This window comes from Saccharothrix sp. ALI-22-I (assembly GCF_001984175.1).
Taxonomy (GTDB): domain Bacteria; phylum Actinomycetota; class Actinomycetes; order Mycobacteriales; family Pseudonocardiaceae; genus Actinosynnema.
Genome location: NZ_MTQP01000066.1, coordinates 507,152 through 525,920, shown reverse-complemented (window position 1 = coordinate 525,920; position 18,769 = coordinate 507,152). Strand labels below are relative to the sequence as shown.

Annotated in this window: 20 protein-coding genes and 1 pseudogene; 9 read left to right on the top strand and 12 right to left on the bottom strand. The window is 70.5% G+C overall.

Going from position 1 to position 18,769, the window contains the following annotated elements; genetic code table 11:
• Positions 1-55 precede the first annotated feature (55 nt).
• The gene (locus tag ALI22I_RS30810; RefSeq protein WP_077009024.1) at positions 56-910 is read right to left on the bottom strand and encodes a helix-turn-helix transcriptional regulator; all 855 of its coding nucleotides are present in this window, start codon (positions 908-910) and stop codon (positions 56-58) included.
• Positions 911-1,330: 420 nt separating this feature from the next.
• On the opposite strand from ALI22I_RS30810, the gene ALI22I_RS30805 reads away from it, so the two are divergent.
• Complete coding sequence (locus tag ALI22I_RS30805) at positions 1,331-2,716, top strand: endo-1,4-beta-xylanase (protein WP_077009023.1); 1,386 nt, start codon at positions 1,331-1,333, stop codon at positions 2,714-2,716.
• Positions 2,717-2,831: 115 nt separating this feature from the next.
• On the opposite strand, the gene ALI22I_RS30800 is transcribed toward ALI22I_RS30805, so the two are convergent.
• From ALI22I_RS30800 to ALI22I_RS55170, 7 genes and pseudogenes are all read right to left on the bottom strand, one after another.
• Entirely contained in the window at positions 2,832-3,116 is a 285-nt protein-coding gene (locus ALI22I_RS30800) for a hypothetical protein (protein ID WP_077009022.1), read from the bottom strand.
• Between the two features lie 9 nt (positions 3,117-3,125).
• Positions 3,126-5,342: a hypothetical protein gene (locus ALI22I_RS30795; RefSeq protein ID WP_077009021.1), complete on the bottom strand. Its 2,217-nt coding sequence runs from the start codon at positions 5,340-5,342 to the stop codon at positions 3,126-3,128.
• Positions 5,343-5,707: 365 nt separating this feature from the next.
• A complete protein-coding gene (locus tag ALI22I_RS30790; protein WP_077009020.1) occupies positions 5,708-6,163 on the bottom strand; it encodes a GntR family transcriptional regulator in 456 nt (151 codons plus the stop codon).
• 105 nt (positions 6,164-6,268) lie between these two features.
• Complete coding sequence (locus ALI22I_RS30785; RefSeq protein WP_077009019.1) at positions 6,269-6,568, bottom strand: SelT/SelW/SelH family protein; 300 nt, start codon at positions 6,566-6,568, stop codon at positions 6,269-6,271.
• The gene (locus tag ALI22I_RS30780) at positions 6,565-6,813 is read right to left on the bottom strand and encodes a hypothetical protein (RefSeq protein WP_077009018.1); all 249 of its coding nucleotides are present in this window, start codon (positions 6,811-6,813) and stop codon (positions 6,565-6,567) included. The genes ALI22I_RS30785 and ALI22I_RS30780 overlap by 4 nt, the downstream gene beginning before the upstream one ends.
• Before the next feature lie 151 nt (positions 6,814-6,964).
• Positions 6,965-8,299, bottom strand: a pseudogene (locus tag ALI22I_RS30775) (CocE/NonD family hydrolase); the annotation flags it as partial.
• Positions 8,211-8,426 (bottom strand): nitroreductase/quinone reductase family protein, encoded by a 216-nt coding sequence (locus tag ALI22I_RS55170; RefSeq protein ID WP_338013518.1) that lies wholly within the window; start codon positions 8,424-8,426, stop codon positions 8,211-8,213. The gene ALI22I_RS55170 and the pseudogene ALI22I_RS30775, both read right to left, overlap by 89 nt.
• Positions 8,427-8,572: 146 nt before the next feature.
• Here ALI22I_RS55170 and mmuM point away from each other — a divergent pair, with 146 nt between their 5' ends.
• Both mmuM and ALI22I_RS30760 read left to right on the top strand, forming a co-directional pair.
• Complete coding sequence (mmuM, locus tag ALI22I_RS30765; RefSeq protein ID WP_238598663.1) at positions 8,573-9,487, top strand: homocysteine S-methyltransferase; 915 nt, start codon at positions 8,573-8,575, stop codon at positions 9,485-9,487.
• Positions 9,488-9,580: 93 nt separating this feature from the next.
• On the top strand, positions 9,581-10,264 hold the full coding sequence (locus tag ALI22I_RS30760; protein WP_077009017.1) for a response regulator transcription factor: 684 nt from the start codon (positions 9,581-9,583) through the stop codon (positions 10,262-10,264).
• Here ALI22I_RS30760 and ALI22I_RS30755 read toward each other — a convergent pair.
• Positions 10,227-10,970, bottom strand: a complete 744-nt coding sequence (locus tag ALI22I_RS30755) for an SDR family oxidoreductase (protein ID WP_077009016.1) — start codon at positions 10,968-10,970, stop codon at positions 10,227-10,229. The two genes, ALI22I_RS30760 and ALI22I_RS30755, sit on opposite strands and share 38 nt — an antisense overlap.
• A gap of 54 nt (positions 10,971-11,024) precedes the next feature.
• A complete protein-coding gene (locus ALI22I_RS30750) occupies positions 11,025-11,543 on the bottom strand; it encodes an SgcJ/EcaC family oxidoreductase (RefSeq protein ID WP_077009015.1) in 519 nt (172 codons plus the stop codon).
• Positions 11,544-11,771: 228 nt separating this feature from the next.
• On the opposite strand from ALI22I_RS30750, the gene ALI22I_RS30745 reads away from it, so the two are divergent.
• Positions 11,772-12,164, top strand: coding sequence for an ArsR/SmtB family transcription factor (locus ALI22I_RS30745; RefSeq protein ID WP_077009014.1), 393 nt, complete (start codon positions 11,772-11,774; stop codon positions 12,162-12,164).
• A gap of 224 nt (positions 12,165-12,388) precedes the next feature.
• Positions 12,389-12,628 (top strand): hypothetical protein, encoded by a 240-nt coding sequence (locus tag ALI22I_RS30740; RefSeq protein WP_077009013.1) that lies wholly within the window; start codon positions 12,389-12,391, stop codon positions 12,626-12,628.
• A gap of 146 nt (positions 12,629-12,774) precedes the next feature.
• Here the strand turns inward: ALI22I_RS30740 and ALI22I_RS30735 are convergent, their stop codons facing one another.
• Positions 12,775-14,859 carry a lantibiotic dehydratase gene (locus tag ALI22I_RS30735; RefSeq protein WP_077009012.1) on the bottom strand — a complete coding sequence of 695 codons (2,085 nt, stop codon included), beginning with the start codon at positions 14,857-14,859 and terminating at the stop codon, positions 12,775-12,777.
• A gap of 580 nt (positions 14,860-15,439) precedes the next feature.
• On the opposite strand from ALI22I_RS30735, the gene ALI22I_RS30730 reads away from it, so the two are divergent.
• Positions 15,440-16,687 carry a hypothetical protein gene (locus tag ALI22I_RS30730; protein ID WP_077009011.1) on the top strand — a complete coding sequence of 416 codons (1,248 nt, stop codon included), beginning with the start codon at positions 15,440-15,442 and terminating at the stop codon, positions 16,685-16,687.
• Between the two features lie 18 nt (positions 16,688-16,705).
• Here ALI22I_RS30730 and ALI22I_RS51365 read toward each other — a convergent pair whose 3' ends face one another.
• Positions 16,706-16,972 (bottom strand): winged helix-turn-helix domain-containing protein, encoded by a 267-nt coding sequence (locus ALI22I_RS51365; protein WP_077009010.1) that lies wholly within the window; start codon positions 16,970-16,972, stop codon positions 16,706-16,708.
• A gap of 226 nt (positions 16,973-17,198) precedes the next feature.
• Between ALI22I_RS51365 and ALI22I_RS54035 the strand changes: the two genes are divergently transcribed.
• Genes ALI22I_RS54035 through ALI22I_RS30715 form a run of 3 tightly spaced genes read left to right on the top strand, consistent with a single transcriptional unit; the run spans position 17,199 to position 18,586 of the window.
• Positions 17,199-17,348 (top strand): hypothetical protein, encoded by a 150-nt coding sequence (locus ALI22I_RS54035; RefSeq protein ID WP_238598662.1) that lies wholly within the window; start codon positions 17,199-17,201, stop codon positions 17,346-17,348.
• The gene (locus tag ALI22I_RS48030; protein WP_077009009.1) at positions 17,312-17,770 is read left to right on the top strand and encodes a zinc-binding dehydrogenase; all 459 of its coding nucleotides are present in this window, start codon (positions 17,312-17,314) and stop codon (positions 17,768-17,770) included. Before ALI22I_RS54035 ends, ALI22I_RS48030 begins: the two co-directional genes overlap by 37 nt.
• Positions 17,771-17,806: 36 nt before the next feature.
• A complete protein-coding gene (locus tag ALI22I_RS30715) occupies positions 17,807-18,586 on the top strand; it encodes an IclR family transcriptional regulator (protein ID WP_083752142.1) in 780 nt (259 codons plus the stop codon).
• Positions 18,587-18,769 lie beyond the last annotated feature (183 nt).

The following is an 18,769-nucleotide window of genomic DNA, read 5'->3' as shown; positions in this document are numbered from 1 at the left end:
GACACAACCAGAGCGCACTCAACCCGGGAGTGGCACCACCACCTTCGGCGGGTGGTCAGGCAGGGGCGGCGAGCCGGATGCGCAGCAGTTGTTCGAGCCGGTCCCCGGTTCCGGTGTCGGGCCGCGGGTTGTACAGCTCCAGGTACCAGTCCGGGCGGTCGGCCACGGTCAGGGTCGTCATGTCGAAGAACAGGTCGCCTGCCTCGGGGTGGCGCACCGCTTTCACCGCCTGGACAGGAGGGCTCACCTCGTGGCGCGCCCACAGCTCGGCGAACTCGGGGCTCACGGCGCTGAGGTCGTCGACCAGGCGGCGGAACCGCGGGTCGTCGGGAGAGTGTGCCGCGTCGGCGCGGAAGGCGGCGACGACGGTCGGTGCGACAGATGCCCAGTGGGCGTACGTGCCGCGGTACCGGGCGTTGGTGAAGAACGAGATCATGCAGTTGTAGTCGGTGTCGTCGTAGCCGAACACCGCCCGCGTCGCGTCGTTGATCGCGAGCAGGTTCCGGTACCGGTCCCGCAGGATCGCGGGCCGCGGACTCCACGCGTCGAGCAGGTGCCGCAGCTCCGGGGTCACCGCGCCACCGTGCACCCCGCCGACTCGCGGCGGGTTGAGACCGGCCAGCAGGTACAGGTGCGTGCGCTCGGGGCCGGTCAGCCGCAGCGCCCCGCTGATCGCGTCGAGCACCTCGCCCGAGACCTTGATGTCGCGGCCCTGTTCGAGCCAGGTGTACCAGGACACACCGACCCCGGCCAGCGCTGCGACCTCCTCACGCCGCAGCCCCGGTGTCCGGCGCCTGCCCGTCGCCACCATACCGACGTCAGAGGGTGTGAGCCGAGCCCGGCAGGTGCGCAGGAAGTCGCGGAGTTGCTCGCGACGACGCCGTGTCGCCGCAGGAGATTCGCTGGTCACACGCCACGGTAACAACCGCCGTCGCGCACTGGCCGGATCCGGTGCCGGTATGTCTTGCGCCCCTGGATTTATCGGAAAGTTGCGAATCTTTTTTCGAAGTATTTCGAAACTTGTGGCGCGCGTGTGTCGTGGTAGGTAAGGGTGTGAAGCCGTACGAGTCTACGTGAGTCCATAAAATCAGTTTGGTTCGGCGCTTGCCAGACCTATCTGTTTCGGTCGATACTGCTAAAAGTTTCAGGCCTGAACACGGTCGGTACGCCTCGACGGTTTCCCACCGTGGTCGGTGGGGGAGGGACCGCGGCACCGGTCCCTCCCGCACCGCGTGCAGGGATTCGGACCACCCCGCCCTGGTGGTCCGGGCCGCCAACCAACCCACCCACCTGCTTCACACCCGCAGGTGCTCCCCAGAAGGTGCGAAACATGAAGCTGACATCGAGGTCAGTGTTACGAGCGGTGCTCGTGTCGACGTTGGTGACCGCCACCACGGGTGCCGCGGTGCTCCTGGCGACGTCCGCCAACGCCGGGACCACCCTCGGCACCGCGGCGGCCGAGTCGGGTCGCTACTTCGGCACGGCCGTAGCCGCGGGCAGGCTCGGCGACTCGACCTACGCCGGACTCCTCCAGCGCGAGTTCAACATGGTCACGGCCGAGAACGAGATGAAGATCGACGCGACCGAGCCGAACCAGAACCAGTTCACCTTCGGCAACGCCGACCGCATCGTCAACCTGGCCCGCTCCCAGGGCAAGCGGGTCCGCGGCCACACCCTGGCCTGGCACTCCCAGCAGCCCGGCTGGATGCAGAACATGTCCGGCTCCGCGCTGCGCTCGGCGATGCTCAACCACGTCACGCGGGTGGCCGGCTACTACGCCGGCAAGATCTACGCCTGGGACGTGGTGAACGAGGCGTTCCAGGACGGCAGCTCCGGCGCACGCCGCGACTCCAACCTCCAGCGCACCGGCAACGACTGGATCGAGGCCGCGTTCCGCGCCGCACGCGCCGCCGACCCGAACGCCAAACTCTGCTACAACGACTACAACACCGACGACTGGACCCACGCCAAGACCCAGGCCGTCTACCGGCTGGTCCAGGACTTCAAGCAGCGCGGCGTGCCCATCGACTGCGTCGGCCTCCAGTCCCACTTCAACCCCCAGTCCCCGGTGCCGGGCAACTACCAGACCACCCTGCAGAACTTCGCCAACCTCGGCGTCGACGTCCAGATCACCGAACTCGACATCGAGGGCTCCGGCTCCGCGCAGGCGGCCAACTACGAACGCGTGGTCAAGGCCTGCCTCGCGGTGGCGCGCTGCACCGGCATCACCGTGTGGGGCATCCGCGACACCGACTCGTGGCGTGCCTCGGGCACCCCGCTGCTGTTCGACGGCTCGGGCAACAAGAAGCCCGCCTACACCTCCACCCTCAACGCCCTCAACAGCGCCGGCCCGACCGTGCCCACGTCGACCACCACGACCACGACCGGGCCCACCACCACGACCACGACCTCGGTTCCCGGTCCGGGTGGTTGCACCGCGTCGGTGACGCTGAACTCGTGGACCGGCGGGTTCACCGCCACGGTGAACGTCACCGCCGGGTCGGCGGCCATCAACGGCTGGACGGTGACGCTCACCCTGCCGTCCGGCGCGACGGTCACCAACGCGTGGAACGCCGACCGCAGCGGTAACAGCGGAACCATCCAGTGGAAGAACGTGAGCTACAACGGCCGCGTCGCGGCCGGCCAATCGACCGAGTTCGGCTTCCAGGGCAACGGCACCGGCGCCGGTATGACGCCGACCTGCTCCGCGAGCTGATCGGACCGACCCGCCTGGTGCGGGGGGCACCGCGTCGTCCCCGCACCAGGCACCGGCCGTGAACCCGCCGCGAACGGCGGCCAGAACCGCCAGAGCCGCTGAACCGTTGGAGCCGCTAGAAGATGTCCCCTTGCGAGGCGGCGCCCAGGGCGAGCTTCTTGCCCGAGACGTCGATATCGGCCCGCAGCCGGGCGTCCTCGCCCACCTCACGGCGGCCGGCCAGGTCGCGCACCCGGACCTCCACCAGCGCCCCGGGCTCACCCGAGATCCTGGCGACATCGGCGATGCCGACCGAGTAGTTGGTCGTGACACCGGTGCGGTGCCACTCCTCCTGACCATCGACGAGAACGGTCACTTCGTCATCGGCGAAACCCTCGCCGAGTTCGACGGCCAGCTCCATCGCGCCTCCTCACTCGTCCAGCGAGTGAACCACGGACTCGGGCGCGTTCTTCGACTGCGCGAGCTGTCGGATCTCGGCGCGCACGCCGTGCGCGCCGTCGGTGTCCCCGGCCTTCGCGTGCGCTTCGGCCAGGTACGCCCCGGCCTGGTAGACGGTCAGGTCGTCGAGGCCGCCGTCCTCGCGGGACATGTTGATCGCATCCCACAACAGGCTGTCGGCGCGCCCGAGGTCGGGTTCGCGGACGTGCACGGAGCCGTCCGGCTCGACCGTGCTGAACGACCGGGCGGCATTCATGCCGAGGGCGAACCGCGCGTAGACGGCGCCGGGGTGCTCCCGGTATTCGTCCGCGACCGTCCGCAGCGCGTCGGTCCCCTGCACCAGGTACGGCGAGTCCGTGCCCTGCAGGGCGAACGCCATCCCGGTCTGGTTGTTCAGCAGCAGGTCGGCGGCCCTGTCGTCCTGGGTCGAACGCGGCGCGGCGACGCGGATCGTGGCGGTGTTCGACACCACCAGGCTGCCGTTGGGCGCCGCGTACACCGCCCGGATCCGGTAGGTGCCCGGGTCTTCGAACACCTGCCCGACGGTGGCGTCGTAACCGATGTAGGCGCTGATCGGCAGCCGCGTGCCACTGTCGCACGCCAGCAGGTCCGGTTCCGCGCAGTGCCGCACCGTCGGCTCGTGCACGACCACGTCGCCCCTCGGCCGGTTGATCGCGACCTGGACGAAGCCGAACTTGGGGTGCAGCTGTTCGCGGGTGTGGACCTGCTGCGGCCGCTCGACGGTCAGGTCGATCTCCAGCACCACGGGCGTGCCGAGCACCGGCATGTCGCCCGCCGCCTGGCTGATGCGCAGCTTCAGGCCGGTGGTGTCGCTGAGCAGCGCGGCGAACTCCTCGCCCTCCTGCGACGCGGCCCCCTTGCCGAACGGGTTGCCGCCCATGATCACGTTGTTGCGGAAGCCGTGCCTGAGGTGCGCCAGTTCCAGGTCGTCGAACTGGAACGGGAACGCCGCCCAGAACGGACCGTCACCGGCGGGCGCGCCGCCCCCGGGGTCGTACATCGAGGGGTAGTTCATCCAGGACAGGCTGCCGGGCCGGTTGGGCATCGGCGGGTCCATCCGGTTCTTGTGGAACGAGTGGAACAGGTTGAGGCAGTGGCCCAGTTCGTGCACGTTCGTGTACAGCTGCCTGCGCTGGTTGACGGGTGAGTTGCCGGCGATGCGCTCGTAGAACGTCGCGCAGCCCTGCCGTTGCAGGCCCTGCTGGTCGAACATGATGCCGAGCAGCGTCGAGGTGGCCGTGGTGAACTCGTGCCGCTGCGCGTGCAGCAGCCACACCTTGAACTGCGGCCGTTCCTGCCGGCGGGAGAAGTGCGCCTCCATCGCGTGGTGCAGGCTGGCGTTGTTCCAGACGTGGTTGGACGGCGTGGAGATGATGTTCGCGCCGCCCGTGTCGACCATCTGGACGCCCGCCTCGGCGTAGGCGGTGCCGATGCTGAGGGTGCGCGCCGGGCCGCCGCTGGGCAGCGCGCCGGTGTTGTACTGGGCGAACGGGGTGACCGAGGACTCGCAGTCCTGCTCCAGCTCCACCGTGCGGAACGCGCCGGCCTCCCAGCCGCACACGTAGGTCGCGCCGATGGCGCCGCTGGGCGTCGACCACCGGATGGTCGCGGGTCCCGCGGGCTGGAAGATGGGGGTGCGCGGCACGGTCACGGTGGCGACGGTGAACGTCGTGGTCCACGTGGTGCGCGCGGTGCCGACGATCTTGACGTGCGTGGCGTTCGTGGTCACCGTCACCGCGTCGACGGTCCACGAGCCGAAGTAGGACACCGTGCCGCCGCTGATGTTGAAGTAGTCGCCGCTGAGCCTGCGCAGCGGGCGGCGGCCGTCGACGTCGATGCGCAGTTCCAGCTGGAACCCGACCGCCTGCGACCGGTACCGGCCGCTGGTCGTGCGGAACGGCAGGGGGATCGGCGCCGCCGCCGGTGCACCCGGCGCCAACGCCTCCCGTTGCGCGGTGCCGTCGGTCTGGCCGAGGAGGTCCGCGGTGGTCAGGTCGGAGGCGTACCGGTCGGCGACCGTCGCCGAGCCGAACGAAGGCCCGCTGGGGTCGGCCTCGCGACCGGTCTGGGTGCCGAGGGAACTTTCCGCGTCGGCCGGGGACGTGCGTGGTTCGAGATCGAGTGATGTGCTTCCTTGTAGGGCTGCATTCGGTTCGATTGCAGTCATGCGTGCCCACTCCTCATCGAGCTCCGGGCTCGCAGCGGGGGCGGCGTTGGGGCAGGGTCGTCGCGCTAGCAGGGGGAGGTGTTCCCGCCGAACGAGTTATGACGCCCGCTAGTGTTCTCGCAGGCCCAGGGCCGGAATAGGGACTTTCGACTCCATTTGCGGCCGATGGATTCCCTTTTGTCACTCGAAAGAGTGAGTTTTAGGGGATTCAATTTCCGTAATCGTCGAACAACAGCATTTGTCAGTCGAGAGCCGGCCTCACGGCACGGCGGCGGCACCCGGTCGGGGCACCGCCACGTCGGGCTTCACCGCCGCCTCCCGGAGCTCGCCCCACACCTTCGATCAGGCGGGGTGCCTCCGCCGGTTCAGAGTGCGTCGAAACGGCGAGGTCGGGACTTCTCCACCTCGGGCAGTGCCTCGACGACGCTGCGCAGGTGCTTCCGCATGGCAGCCTCGGCGGCCTCGGGGCCACCGGCACCTACGGCCTCGATGATCTCCAGGTGCTGAGGCAGGGAGGTGTTGGGGCGACCGGGGTGCATGGCGAGCCTGAACTGACGGCGGACGTTCTGCCCACGCAGACGCGCGAGCACGGCCCGCGCGGTGGCCTGACCGCTGATCGTCAGGACCAGGTCGTGCAGCCGCTTGTTGAGTTCGGAGTAACCGAACATGTCACCACCGGCCACCGCCGCCCGCATCCGCACACCGATCTCGCTCAGTTCACGCCGGTCGTCGTCGGTGGCGCGTTCGGCCGCCTTCGCCGCGCACAGGCCTTCGAGCGCCATCCGAACCTCGGTGATCTCGATGGCCTCTTCGAGGGACACCGCCCGGACCCGCGCGCCGCGATTGGGGATGCGCTCGACCAGACCCTCGCCGGCCTACTTACCACGGCCCTGATCGGACTGCGGTCGTCTACCGGAACCGCCGGTTCACTGCTGCGGTGCTTTCTTCCGGTCCGTGTGGCCGAGGTCGCGGTCGGGGGCGATTCGGTCGCGGACCAGTTGCTTCAGGGCGGCCAGATCGGGGAAGCCCTCCTGTGCTTTGCGGGACCACAGGGTTTCGCCGTCGAGGCGGATGTCGAACACACCACCCGTGCCCGGGATCAGGGCGACCTCGCCCAGCTCGGTGGTGAACGTCGTCAGCAACTCCTGCGCGGTCCAGCCGGCGCGCAGCAACCACCGGCACTGCGTGCAGTACTCGATCTCCAGGCGGGGCTTTTTCGTCGTCACGGGTCCAGTATCACGACCTGGACCGCGCGACGGCGAGTCGGGACCAATGCGGTCCGGTCAGGGCGCTCCCCGGTGTCCGGGGCGCTCGCGGAGGACGTCGGCCAGCGCCACCCGCGGCATGCACGCGGTGAAGCGAAATCGACGGCCAGTGCCTCGGCCTCGTCGGGACCACCCCCGGTGAAACAGCGGCCGAAGTCACCGACCAGCGGTTCGGCGAGCAGGACGTTGCGCACCAACGTGCTCACCCACGTCCGCCGCCGTCGCCCTTGTGGCAGCAGGGCGTGCCGCCGTGCCCTGGTTCTCCGGCCGGCCGGTGGACCGTGCGGCACGAAGGACGGCACCCGGCTCCGTGATGGCCGGCCCGTCCACAGTGGATGGTCCGGTCGTCGGAGGAGGTTACGCCCGGCGTACAGGCAGGATGATCGCCGACGGGTGCTCCGGATCGTGGAGGACGGTCTGGTCGGCGGCCACGAGGGTGGTCGCGGTGGCGTGGGGTTCTCCGGTGCCGGGATTGCGGGCGTACCTCGGGAACGCGCCGCTGGACACCTGGACCCGGATGTGGTGGCCGCGCTTGAAGCGGTGCGCGGTCGCCCACAGCGTGACGGTGGCGCGGGTCGTCTCGTTCGCGCCGGTCAGGCTGACCAGGCCGTCGCACACGTTGACCGACCGGCCCTTCGGGTCCACGTCGCAGAGCCGCACGAACACGTCGGCGTAGGGCAGGCTGGAGCGGAAGAAGATCTCGGCGGACACCTCGCCGATCACCTCGACGTCCTGGTCGAGCGTCGGCGTGGTGTAGGTCAGGACGTCCGGCCGTGCTTCCAGCTTGGCGTTGTCGACGCGACCACTGTCGCTCACCATGCGCACCCCGCCGACCGCGGGCGTCGGGTTCATGGGGTCGTAGTGGTAGGTGTCGGGCGCCGACTCGGCGGGCGGCTCCTCGGCCAGCGCGCCGCCGGGCTGGAGGTGGAAGCGCCGGGGCGCGTAGCCGACCGGCGGCCAGGAGTCGAAGTCGCGCCAGGCTTCCTCCCCCATCACGAACAGGCGCACCGGCGCGCGGTGCGGTGGCTCCTCGCCGCGCGCGTGGGCGAGCCCGAACTCCAGCGCCTCGTTCATCGCGGTGTTGTCGCCCTTGAGGTGCGTCCACGGTCCGACCGTCAGCCGGGCGGTCCGGCCCGCTTCCTGGAGGCTGCGGAAGTCGTCGAGCTGGCCGGGCAGGAAGATGTCGTACCAGCCGGCGATCGAGCTGACCGGCACGTTGACCTGCGCCACCCGGTGTCGGTGGTCGATCCCGGCCCAGCGCTCGGCGTCCGGGCCGTGGTGGACCAGGATGTCCTGGACGTAGTCGTAGGAGCGCCCGATGGCGGCCGTGTCGGCGCGGTTGAGCGGGAGCGTGGTCAACGCCCGTTGGTCCTTCCGGCCCTGGAGCACCCGCCGCACCAGCGGGAAGGGGCGTTCCTGGTCCGCGACCATGGTGCCCCACCCGAAGGGCGTCTCCAGGGAGAACCCGTCCTCGCGCAGGAATTCCAGCGTCAGCGCCGAGGTGGTGATCTGGGGGATCATCGCCTTGACCTCGGGCGGCAGCTGATCGGCCACGGCCCACTGCACGTACCCGAGGTAGCTGGGCCCGGCCAGCACGATGGAGTCACCGAACCACGGCTGCTTCACCACCCGCTCCAGGGTCGCCAGGCCGTCCTCGCGCTCGTGCCGGAACGGGTCGAACGGGCCGCCCGCCGCTCTTGGCACCGACGGTGGTGAGCAGGAGGATGTTGCGGCCCTCGAACATGCCGCCGACCACGCCTCCGTTGGCGCGGAACTCCGCGATGATCTTCTGGTTGAAGTCCAAGATCTGATCCGTCATGTGGTCGCGTCCTTCCGGGATGCGTGACGTGTCGTAGTCGTTCGAACGCGCTCCGGAGATCGACGCTACGCGTATGTGGTTGAGAGTTCAACGTTCTTTGGGGTGCGCTGAGAGGGGCGGCCGGGCACGGGTACGGTCGGGATGTGGTGGCAGACCTGGGAACTCCGAACTTGCGCCTGGCCGACGTGCTGGCCCGGCGGGTCGTCGTGCTGGACGGCGGTCTGTCGACCGCGCTCACGGACGCGGGGCACGACCTGTCGGACTCGCTGTGGTCGGCCCGGCTGCTGTTGACCGACCCGGACGCGATCAGGGCCGCCCACCTCGCCTACTACCGCGCCGGGGCGGAGGTCGTGATCACGTCCAGTTACCAGGCGACGTTCGAGGGCTTCGCCGACCGTGGGCTCAGCGCGGAGGAGACGGTCGGCCTGCTGCGCGACAGCGTGACCCTCGCCCGGAGTGCCGCGTCCGAAGTGGACGGACCGCGGTGGGTGGCGGCGTCGGTCGGCCCGTACGGCGCGATGCTGGCCGACGGTTCGGAGTACCGCGGCCGGTACGGGCTGAGCCGGCAGGCGTTGGAGTCGTTCCACCGGCCGAGGATCGAAGTGCTCGCGGAGGCGGGCGCCGACCTGCTCGCGATCGAGACGATTCCCGACGTCGAGGAGGCGGAGGCGGTCCTCGGTGTGGTCGCCGGGTCGGGAGTGCCGGTCTGGCTGTCCTACAGCGCGCGCGGCACGCGGACGTGTGCCGGTCAGCCGCTGGCCGAGGCCTTCGAGGTCGTGCGGGGAGTGGACGAGGTGTTGGCCGTCGGCGTCAACTGCTGCGACCCGGCCGACGTCGAGGAGGCGGTGGCGATCGCCCGGCGCGTCACCGGCAAACCGGTCGTGGTGTACCCGAACAGTGGTGAGGTCTGGGACGCCACGGCGCGTGGTTGGACCGGTGTCCCGGCCTTCGAACCGGTGCGGGTGGCGGGCTGGGTCGAAGGCGGCGCGCGGCTCGTGGGTGGTTGTTGTCAGGTGGGGCCGGGGATGATCGCGGAATTGGCGGCTGCGTTGTCGGGGTGACCCCCGGCGGCTGTGGGCGGTTCGCGATGTGCGGAGGGACTTCCGGGATTCGATGATGCCCGGCGTGGTGGGGGGCGTGTTGGAATCGCGGGTGTGAACGTCTTGCTCATCGGGGTCGATCGTTCTGGCGCGTACTTCGTCATGGACACGTTGCGGCACTTCGAAATCCGGGTTGAGTGGGCGTCGAGCGGGGCTCGGGTGCTGGACGGGCTCGGGGCGTACGACCTGATCCTGTTGGATCTCGGGATGCCGGACAGCGTCGATGTGTGCCGGGAGATTCGCGCACGCGGGGAGGTCCCGGTCGTCATCCTGGCCGATGGGCGGTCGGAGTCCGACGTGGTGGCCGGGTTGGAGATCGGTGCCGACGACTACGTCGACAAGCCCGTCCGGCCGCGTGAGTTGGTGGCTCGGATGCGCGCGGTGATGCGTCGGTATCGGTTGGCGGGTGTGCCGGCGGTGCAGGAGTGCGGTGCGGTGGTGATCGACAGGCGGTCGCGGCGGGTTGCGGTGGCGGGGGAGCCGGTGGCGTTGACCACCAAGGAGTTCGACCTGCTCGCCCTGCTGGCCACCGACTTGGGCGCGGTGGTGGGGCGGCGGCGGATCATGGATGCGGTTTGGGATCCGCGGTGGAGTGGTCCTACCAAGACGGTGGACGTGCACGTCTCGGCGTTGCGCCGCAAGCTGGGCGATACCGTGCGGTTCGAGGCCGTACGAGGTGTGGGTTACCGGCTGGAGCAGGTCAACCGCGACCGACGAGCGGCATTGTCGTCGCCATGACCGTCATGAACTGCACGTTGGCGTCGAGGGGGAGCTCCACCATGTAGCGGACCGCGTCGGCGACGTGCGCGACGTCCATCGTGGGCTCGGCGGCGATCGAGCCGTCCGCCTGGAGGACGCCGTCGCTCATCCGGTCGGTCATCGACGTGGCGGCGTTGCCGATGTCGATCTGCCCGCAGGCGATGCGGTGGCGGCGGCCCTCCAGTGAGATCGACTTCGTCAAGCCGGTGATCGCGTGCTTGCTCGCGTTGTACGCGATGGCGTTGGGCCGCGGGGTCTGGGCGGAGATCGAGCCGTTGTTGACGATCCGCCCGCCCTGGGGCGTCTGCTCGCGCATGACCCGGAAGGCGGCGCGGGCGCACAGGAACGAGCCGGTCAGGTTGGTGTCGACCACTTTCGACCACTGCTCGACGGTGAAGTCCTCCAGCGGTGTGGCCGCGACGTTGGTGCCGGCGTTGTTGAACAGCACGTCGACGCGACCCCACCGCTCGCGCACCGCGCCGAACAGCGCGTCGACCGACGCCTCGACGGTGACGTCGGTCGGCACGATCAGGACGTCGGCCGCCGGTGCACCGGCGGCCGTCTCGACCAACCCTTCGGCCCGTCGTCCGGCGAGCGCCACCCGGTGGCCTGCTTCGAGGAGCGCGCGGGCCACCGCGCGCCCCACTCCCGAACCCGCGCCGGTCACCACGGAAACCTGGGCCATGACGTTCTCCTCCGTCAGCCGGGGCCCGTGGTCACCGACGCGCCGCGGTCCGGCTCAGCTCTCGGGCATCAGGGACGAGTGGTGGTCCGTGATCAGCCACTTGCCGTCGATGCGCTCGTACAGGAACGTGAAGCGGGCGCGGGCCTTGCTCTCCTGCCCGTCCTTGTGCAGCGTGAAGACGTACACGCCGGCGTTGACGGCGGTGTTCTCGTCCAACACGTTGATGATCTCACGCTCGATCGTCCCGGACGGCTTGTTGAGCAGGAAGTGCTCGAAGTAGTTCACGATGCCGGCGCGGTCGGACCGGACCTCGTTCGACAGGGTGGGCAGCAGCACCGCGTCGGGCGCGTAGAGGTCCGCGACCTGCTCCGCGCTCCCGGTGGCCAGCGCGTCGTTCCAGGTGGTGAAGAGGCCGGCGATCTCCTGGGACGTCGGCTTGGCGAGCGCCGCGGCGGACGCGGGGGTGGACTGCTCGCTGGTGGTTCCGACCGCCTGTGCGGAGCACCCGGCGGTGGCCAGCGCGGCGACAAGGGCGAGGCCGGCGGCGGTTCGGGTGAGGTGGCGGTTGCGCATGGTCAGGGTCCTTGCTCGATCGGGTGGTGTGGGGGTCCACTGTGGAACGGGAGGTCGGCCGAAAACGACTGCGGACAGTCATTTTTTGGCCCGAAGTCGGCTACGTCACACCCATATGCCCGAAACCGGGCGGAAACCGGCATCCCATTTGTCCGTGGAGTTCGGATCAATTTCCGCGCCGCGCGGAAAGCCGTTGGAGTCGGTGACGTCCCTGGGGAGGATCGACCGGTGGATTTCGCTGACGAGGTCGTGTCCGCCGTGGCAACGGCGGCCCGTGGGAATGTGGCGCTGTCCGGGGCGGCAGCCTCTTCCGTCAAGGTCTTCGCGGCCCTGGGCCACCCGGTGCGGATGGCCGTGGTCGCCCACCTGCTCCAGGTAGGACCGCGGGCGGCGGTGCACCTCCAGCAGGCCGCGGGCCTGACCTCGCCGGGGCGGCTCTACCACCACCTCAACGTCCTGCTCGACTCCGGCGTGGTGGAACGCGGATTCCGGGGGACCTACCGACTCCGTCCCGAGCCGGCGGCGGTCCGCGCGTTGATCGAGGCCGTCGCGCCCATCGTGGGTGTACCGCCCGTTGTGGATGTAGGGCCGGTCGTGGATGTCGCGCCCGTCGACCGGTGACGTGACCGGTCCGGTGGAAAGGCGGCGGGATCGTTCAGGGCCGGCGCGTTTTCTGGGTGCATCACCAGAACTCGACCGGAACAGTGGCTCGGTCGCGGTCGGGCCGGTGTAATGGTGTCGGGCATCGCAGCACTGTTGTTCCGGTAATTCGCCGGAAAGCAGCCGGAGGCGCACATGGTGGGAAGCGAAGTCGTCGTGACGACGCCCGCGGTGGTCGTCGCCAGGTGCTTTCGGTCGATGCGGCGGCGGTCGTCCGGGACGATCTCCGGGCGGTCGATATCACCGCGAGGGTGCGTGCGATAGGTGCGGTGGGTGCGCTGTGGGCGCGGTGCGGTGGCGAACTGGCCACCATGCCGGAAAGTGCGCACCCCGTGGCCGGCACCGTGTATGCCGTGCACGTCCTGGCCGAGTGGGACCGCGTCCCGTTCGGACGCCCTGGTCAGAGGCTTCTCCTGGGAGCCTGAATGTCGGAGTGGGCGGAGCCGCCGCCCCCGTCCACCCCGATCACGCGCAGCGCCCGGCGGAACCCCCAGTTCGCCGGGCGCTGCGCGGTTCCACCAGGCGTTCACGGGCCGAGCACTCAAGGGTTGGACGGCAGCGGGTTAGGCGCTCAGGGGTTGGGCGGCAGCCGCAACTGCACCTGAGCCGCGAGGAGCCCGCGTTCGTCGCGGATCACCAGCTGGTCGGGAGCGGGCAGCATCTCCTCCAGCACCAGCGGGCCGCCCGATCGGCGGACCCGGTCCAGCAGGCGGATCGCGGTCAGGCTCTCCAGGTCCACTGGGATCGGCTTGCCACCGGCCTCGGCGCGGGCGAAGACCCAGCGCGGCAGGCCACGTGCGTCGCGCAGGTCCGACAGCGTCCGGAACTTCACCGCGAGTGAGCCGCCCGCCGGCCACAACGCGTCGGCCTCGACGCGCCACTGCGCGCACGACACCACCAACTCGCCGCCCACGGTGACGCGTGGAGTGCGGTCCCGGTCCGGGAACGCCCCGAGCAGCCCGCCGAACTCCATGGCCGGCAGCGTCCGCACCGGGAACGCATGCCGCGCCAACGCCATCAGGTGCCGCCACGGCCCGGCCACGACACGGGTCGAGTGGTGCAGCAGCCACAACTCCCGGCCCGCCGACTCAGCGACGACCCGACCGTCCACGCGCCGCAACGTGATCTCGTGCGGCGGCACGTAACCACCGGCAGGCTCACCGCAGGACGCGGGCCAGTACGCCGACGCGTCCGGATCGCCGGTCCACCGGTCGGTGTAGCGCGGCCTGCGGACGGCGTTGGCCGCCGACCCGTCCACCGGCGGCGCCATCACCTCGACCGGCTCGGCGCCCGCCTCGGCCGCGGCCTGGCGGAGGAAGTGCCGGTACGCGGCCACCTGCGGCGGCTCGCCGTGCCCGAGGGTGAGACCTTCGGCGAACCGCGCGTCGAGCACGCCGGCGGAGGTGACCGCCTCCAGCACGCCGAGCGGCGCGGCCCCGGAAAGCGGGCGGATCAGGCAGTCGACGGGCCAGTCCCAGCCGGCGTCCGCCGCGTCGGGCAAGCCCGGAGCGAGGTCCACCACCGGCTCGTCCAGCCGGCTCTCGACGAACGCCAGCAGCCGGCCGTAGCCGGACGTGGGGTCGTTCGCGGGACGCCAGCCGAGACCGCGATCGTGTCGGGCGGGCGCGTGCCGGTTCAGCTCGTCCACCAACTCGGGCAGGGAGCGTGGCACGTCGCCGATCACGTCCGCCACCGGATCGGGTTCCATCGGCAGGTCCGCCCGCATCAACTCCGCGACCCGCCCGAGCGAGGCGACCGCGCGGCGCACCCTGGCCACGGCGTTTTCCGGGACCACGGCCCGGATCGTGCGGTAGACGTCGGTGAACCCGTCTTCGGGGGCAGCAGCCGTCGGAGCCGCACGGCCGACCAGCCTGGTCTCGGGTGGGCGTGAGCGTTGGAGGAGTCCGACGACTTCCAGCCGCTGGAGGAAGTCGTCGGCCAGATCGACCGATCCGACCGCCCGCTGTGCCACGAGCGCGTCGCCGATGGTGTCGACATCCGAGAGACCGGCCCTCAGCGCCTCGCACACGACGCGCAGCGCCGGGCTGAGCCGCAGGCGGACTTGGCGGCCCTGTGCGTCGGTGAAGCACACGTGCTCGTCGGTGATGTGGTGCAGCGCGGTCAGGCCCAGCCGGTGGGCGTCCGGGCCTTGGCGCAACTGCCAGACGTTTTCGACGTGGTGCGCGGTGTGGCCGGTGGCGAGCAGGTCCCCGGCGAGCAGCCCGCCGCCGTCGTGCGGGGCCACGGGCACCAGCCCGACGTGCCCGAGCCAGCCGCGCGGTACGGGTTTGCCCGCCGCCCGGCCGAGCACCCGCCACAGGTAGTCGCCACGCTGGCGCAGCCGCTTGTCGGTCCAGTTCTCGCCGTTCGCCAGTCGCTCGTGGATCTCGGCGACCACGTCGGCCGCGACGGAGCCGATCACCTCGGCCGCCCACGGCGAGGACGTCAGGATGCGCCAGGGGAGGGCGCAGATCCGGTCGTGCTCACGCCGTGCCGCGTCCTCGTCGTGGATCTCCGGCGTCCGGCCCGCGTCGAGCAGACAGACCGGGAGGCCCGCCAGCCGGATCAGCGCGCTCACCGGAACACGCGGCTTGCCGTCGTCACGAGTGCCGGAGAGGTGTGCGGCTTCGCTCTCCACGGTCGCGGTTCCTGGCATCGGCGAGCCTTCCTGTGTCGTCGCACGAAGTTCGGTCCGGTGTGCTTGACATGTACCGGAATCGGCACCGGGGAATCTGCCAGGCAGTTCCAGCGGGCGCGTCGGTATTTACGAGGACAAGCCCAGTCTGTGCGGCATCGGGTGTCGACGCGTCGGTGAGAGCGGGTTTGCGACGAACGCGGAAGAATCTGCGCATCGGTCGGAAACAGCTCAACCCGTCCGCGGTCCGCCTCTAGGTTGGGGGTGGCACGCAGGGTGGTGCCAGCCGTCTTCGGTCGCCGGCGGACGATCCGGAGATCGGTGGGACTGGTTCGGCGCCGGCGTCACATTCGGGTGCCGGCGCCGAACCGTCCAGCCGGGAAACACCAAAGCCCGCCGTCCTCGGTGAACATCTGGGGGACGGCGTCGCCGATACCCGCGCCGTTTCCGCGCCCCCTGGCGCTGGTATCGGGATGAACCGTTGGTGCGGGGCGGATCACGTCGGTCTTCGTCCCGCACCAACGGCTGCTCGTGCCGAGTAACGTCCAATTGAGACACAGTGTGGGTATTTCCCTAGCGGCACTGGCGAGACGCTCAGCACATGCGCTACGCGCCACCCGGCTCGCTCCTGGACGGCTTCACCGTGCTGCGCCGCGGCGCTCACTACCACCTCGTGCACGCCCAGCGAGCGCTGGACCACGGTGACCGCGCCGGCTTCACGTCGTTCGGGCACGCGGTGTCGACCGACCTCGTGTCGTGGGAGACGCGCGGCCCGTGCTTCGGCGTCGCCGGGCCCGGCGCGTTCGACAGCGCGGCGATCCGGGGCCCGCACGTCTTCGGGTTGGGCGTGCAGACCGCGATGCTCTACACGGGACTGGCCGACGGTCGGCGGACCGAGGGGACCGGGTTGGCGTTCACCGCGAGCGGCGACGGCTCGGGCTGGCTGCGGGTGTCCGCGGACCCGGTGGTACGACCCGATCCGCGGTGGTACGGCGTGAACGACTGGCGTGATCCGTTCCTGGTCGACGGGGACGCCGAGCGCTGGGCGATGGTGGTGGGCGCGACCGGGCGGGACAGCCGGGCCGGCGTCATCGGTCTCGCGGTGTCCGACGATCTGGTGGAGTGGGAGGTGCGTCCTCCGCTGGAGCCGCCCGGTGACCTCGACGGGCTCGGCGGTCCCGTGGTGGAGCGGACACCGGACGGGTGGCTGTTGCTGGCCGTCGTCGGTCGGCCCCGCCGGATCGAGGCATGGGCCGCGCCGGAGTTAGGCGGACCGTGGGAGCCCTGCGGTCCGATCGCGCCCGAAGGCTGCCACGCACCGCGATTGGTCCGCGACGCCGACGGCGCAATGCTGTTGCTGCACACCGTGTCCAGGCGGGGCGGCTCGACCGACGGCGTGCTGGCGCAACCCAAGGTCCTCGACACGACCGGAGGCCGGCCCCGGCTGCGCTGGTGGTGCGGCACCGAGGACCACCTCTCGGGTCAGACGCGGACCGGGCCGACCGACGGGCTCCTCGGGATCGGCTGCGACGGTCCCGGCGAGGTCGTGTTGCGTGCCGACGGTCCTTCGCTCACCTGGACCGAGGGCGCGCGCCGGATCTCGTTCGGTGACCGGAAGGTCGTGCTGGACGAGCCGGCCGCGGAGTTGCGCGTGTTGGCCGTCGGCGACTACGTGGAGGTGTACGCGGACGACGTGTTCGTCCTGTCCGCGGTGGACCACTCGGCGCGGTGTCCCCCGAAGTCGGGCCGCAGACCGCACCCGGTCCGGGCGCTGCTGCCGATCGGACCGCCGCGTGACGACGCCTTGGCGGTCACGCCGAGTTCGTTGTGGACGATCGCCGACACCTAGAGTCGCGCGCCGCCGAGGTCAGACGTGTTCGCGCAGCAGGTACCCGATGCCGTAGACGCCGTGGATGAGCAGACGGGCGGGTCCGAGCTTGTAGCGCAGCTTGCTCACGGCCGACCGGATGCAGCGCACCCCGGTCGCGGTGGTGATCTCCTCGACGGTCAGCACCCTGCCGCGGTTGGCCAGCAGGTACGCCAGCACGCGGAACTCCGCCGGGGTGAGTCGCGCCCGGGCGCCGTCGGGTGTGGTGACCGTGTGGTTCTCCGGGGACAGCTTCAACTCGATCACCGCGCCATTGCGCCACATGGCGGTGTGCCGGACGCCTTGGCGGAGTGGATTTGCGCGGGATTCGGAAGCGGCCCGGAATTTTTTCCGTGTATCGCGGTATTTCGCGACGAATGGCGCTTTGGCAAGGTGCGTCGGTTGCGTCCAGCGAGTGGGACGCTGTTCCATATACGGGCACCTCTCCGACCGCGCCGCTCTGATGCCCCCACCACACCGGAAAGGTCGCCGCATGACCTCCCTGTTCGACCTCACCGGCCGGCTCGCGCTGGTCACCGGTTCGGGCAAGGGGATCGGGGCGCGCCTGGCCGAAGGCCTCGTCGCCTCGGCTGCCTCGTCGTCGCGGTGCTCAAGGCGTCCGGGGCCGCCGAGGTCGTGGTGATCGACGTGCACTCGCGCCCCCTCGACGTGGCCCGCGCGGTCGGCGCGCCGCACACGTTCCCGGCGGGGGAGCCGGTGGAGGTGGAGGCCGACGTCGCGATCGAGTCGTCGGGCAGCCCGGCCGGGTTCTCGACGTGCCTGCGCTCGGTGCGCCGCGGCGGGACCGTGGTCGGCCTGGGGCTCCTGCCGCCGGGTGACGCGCCGGTCGCGGCGAACCTGATCGTCACCAGGGAACTGCGGGTCGTCGGGTCGTTCCGGTTCGACGGCGAGCTGGACGAGGTGCTGCCCCGGCTCGGCGAGCTGGACGTCGACCCGGTGGTGAGCGCGGTGCCGCCGGTCGACCGCGTGGCCGAGGCGTTCGAGCTGGCCGGGGACCCGGCGCGCTCGTGCAAGGTCCTGCTCGACTTCACGATCCCGGGGTAGTTTCCGCGGGCTGGTTCGAATGCGAGGGAGAATTCCGTGGCGGTCGGCGAGACGCCCTCTTGGCGTTCGGTGGACAGCAGAGCGCCCGCGGTGACCCGTGCGGTCGCCCTGCTGGAGGAGCTGGCCCGGCAGGGCCGGCCGCTGGGCATCGCCGAACTGGCGCGTTCGCTGGACCTGGCCAAGTCCACCGTCGCCAACCTGTGCGCCGCGCTCGAAGGCACCCGGATGATCCGACGGGTGGACGGGCGCTGGGCGCTCGGCCACAAGGTGGTCGAACTGGGGCAGGGCTTCCTGGCGTGCACCGACGTCGTCGGGGAGTTCCGCCGTGCCGTGGACACCTGCACGGTGGTGTCGCGCGAGACGGTGCTCCTCGCCGTGCTCGACGACGTCGAGGTCGTGCACCTCGCCCGCCACGACGGCTCGCAGCCGGTGTGGCTGGCCGGCGAGATCGGCAAGCGGATGCCCGCGGTCGTGACGGCGGTCGGCAAGGCGATGCTGGCCGCGTTGCCGCCGGACGACCTCGACGACCGGCTGGCCCTGGTCAGGGAGTTGCCCGTGCTCACCGAGCAGTCCCACCGCACGTTCGACGCGCTGCGCGGTGACCTCGACGACACCCGGGCACGCGGGTACGCGGTGGACGACGGTGAGCACACCGAGGGCGTCACGTGCCTCGCCGTCGCCGTGCCGGGACGCGACACCCCCACCTCGGTCGCCGCGATCCTGCTGACCGCGCGGCTGACGCCGGAGCTGCGTGTGGGCCTCGTCTCGGACCTCACCGCGTTGGCCGGCGAACTGTCCCGGCCGACCCGTTTCTGAGCCGCCCTCGCGTTGCGTTCGACACCCGTTCGACAGGGCCGATCGTTCTCCGGCATACTCCGGATTTACGGAGCGTAGCCGTCGGGCACCCGCCGATCGTAGGGTTCGTGGTCGTTCTTTGAGACTGCTCTTCCGATTGGGCTAAGCTGACTTCAGAGCGTGTCCGTCGCGATCCACGGTGTG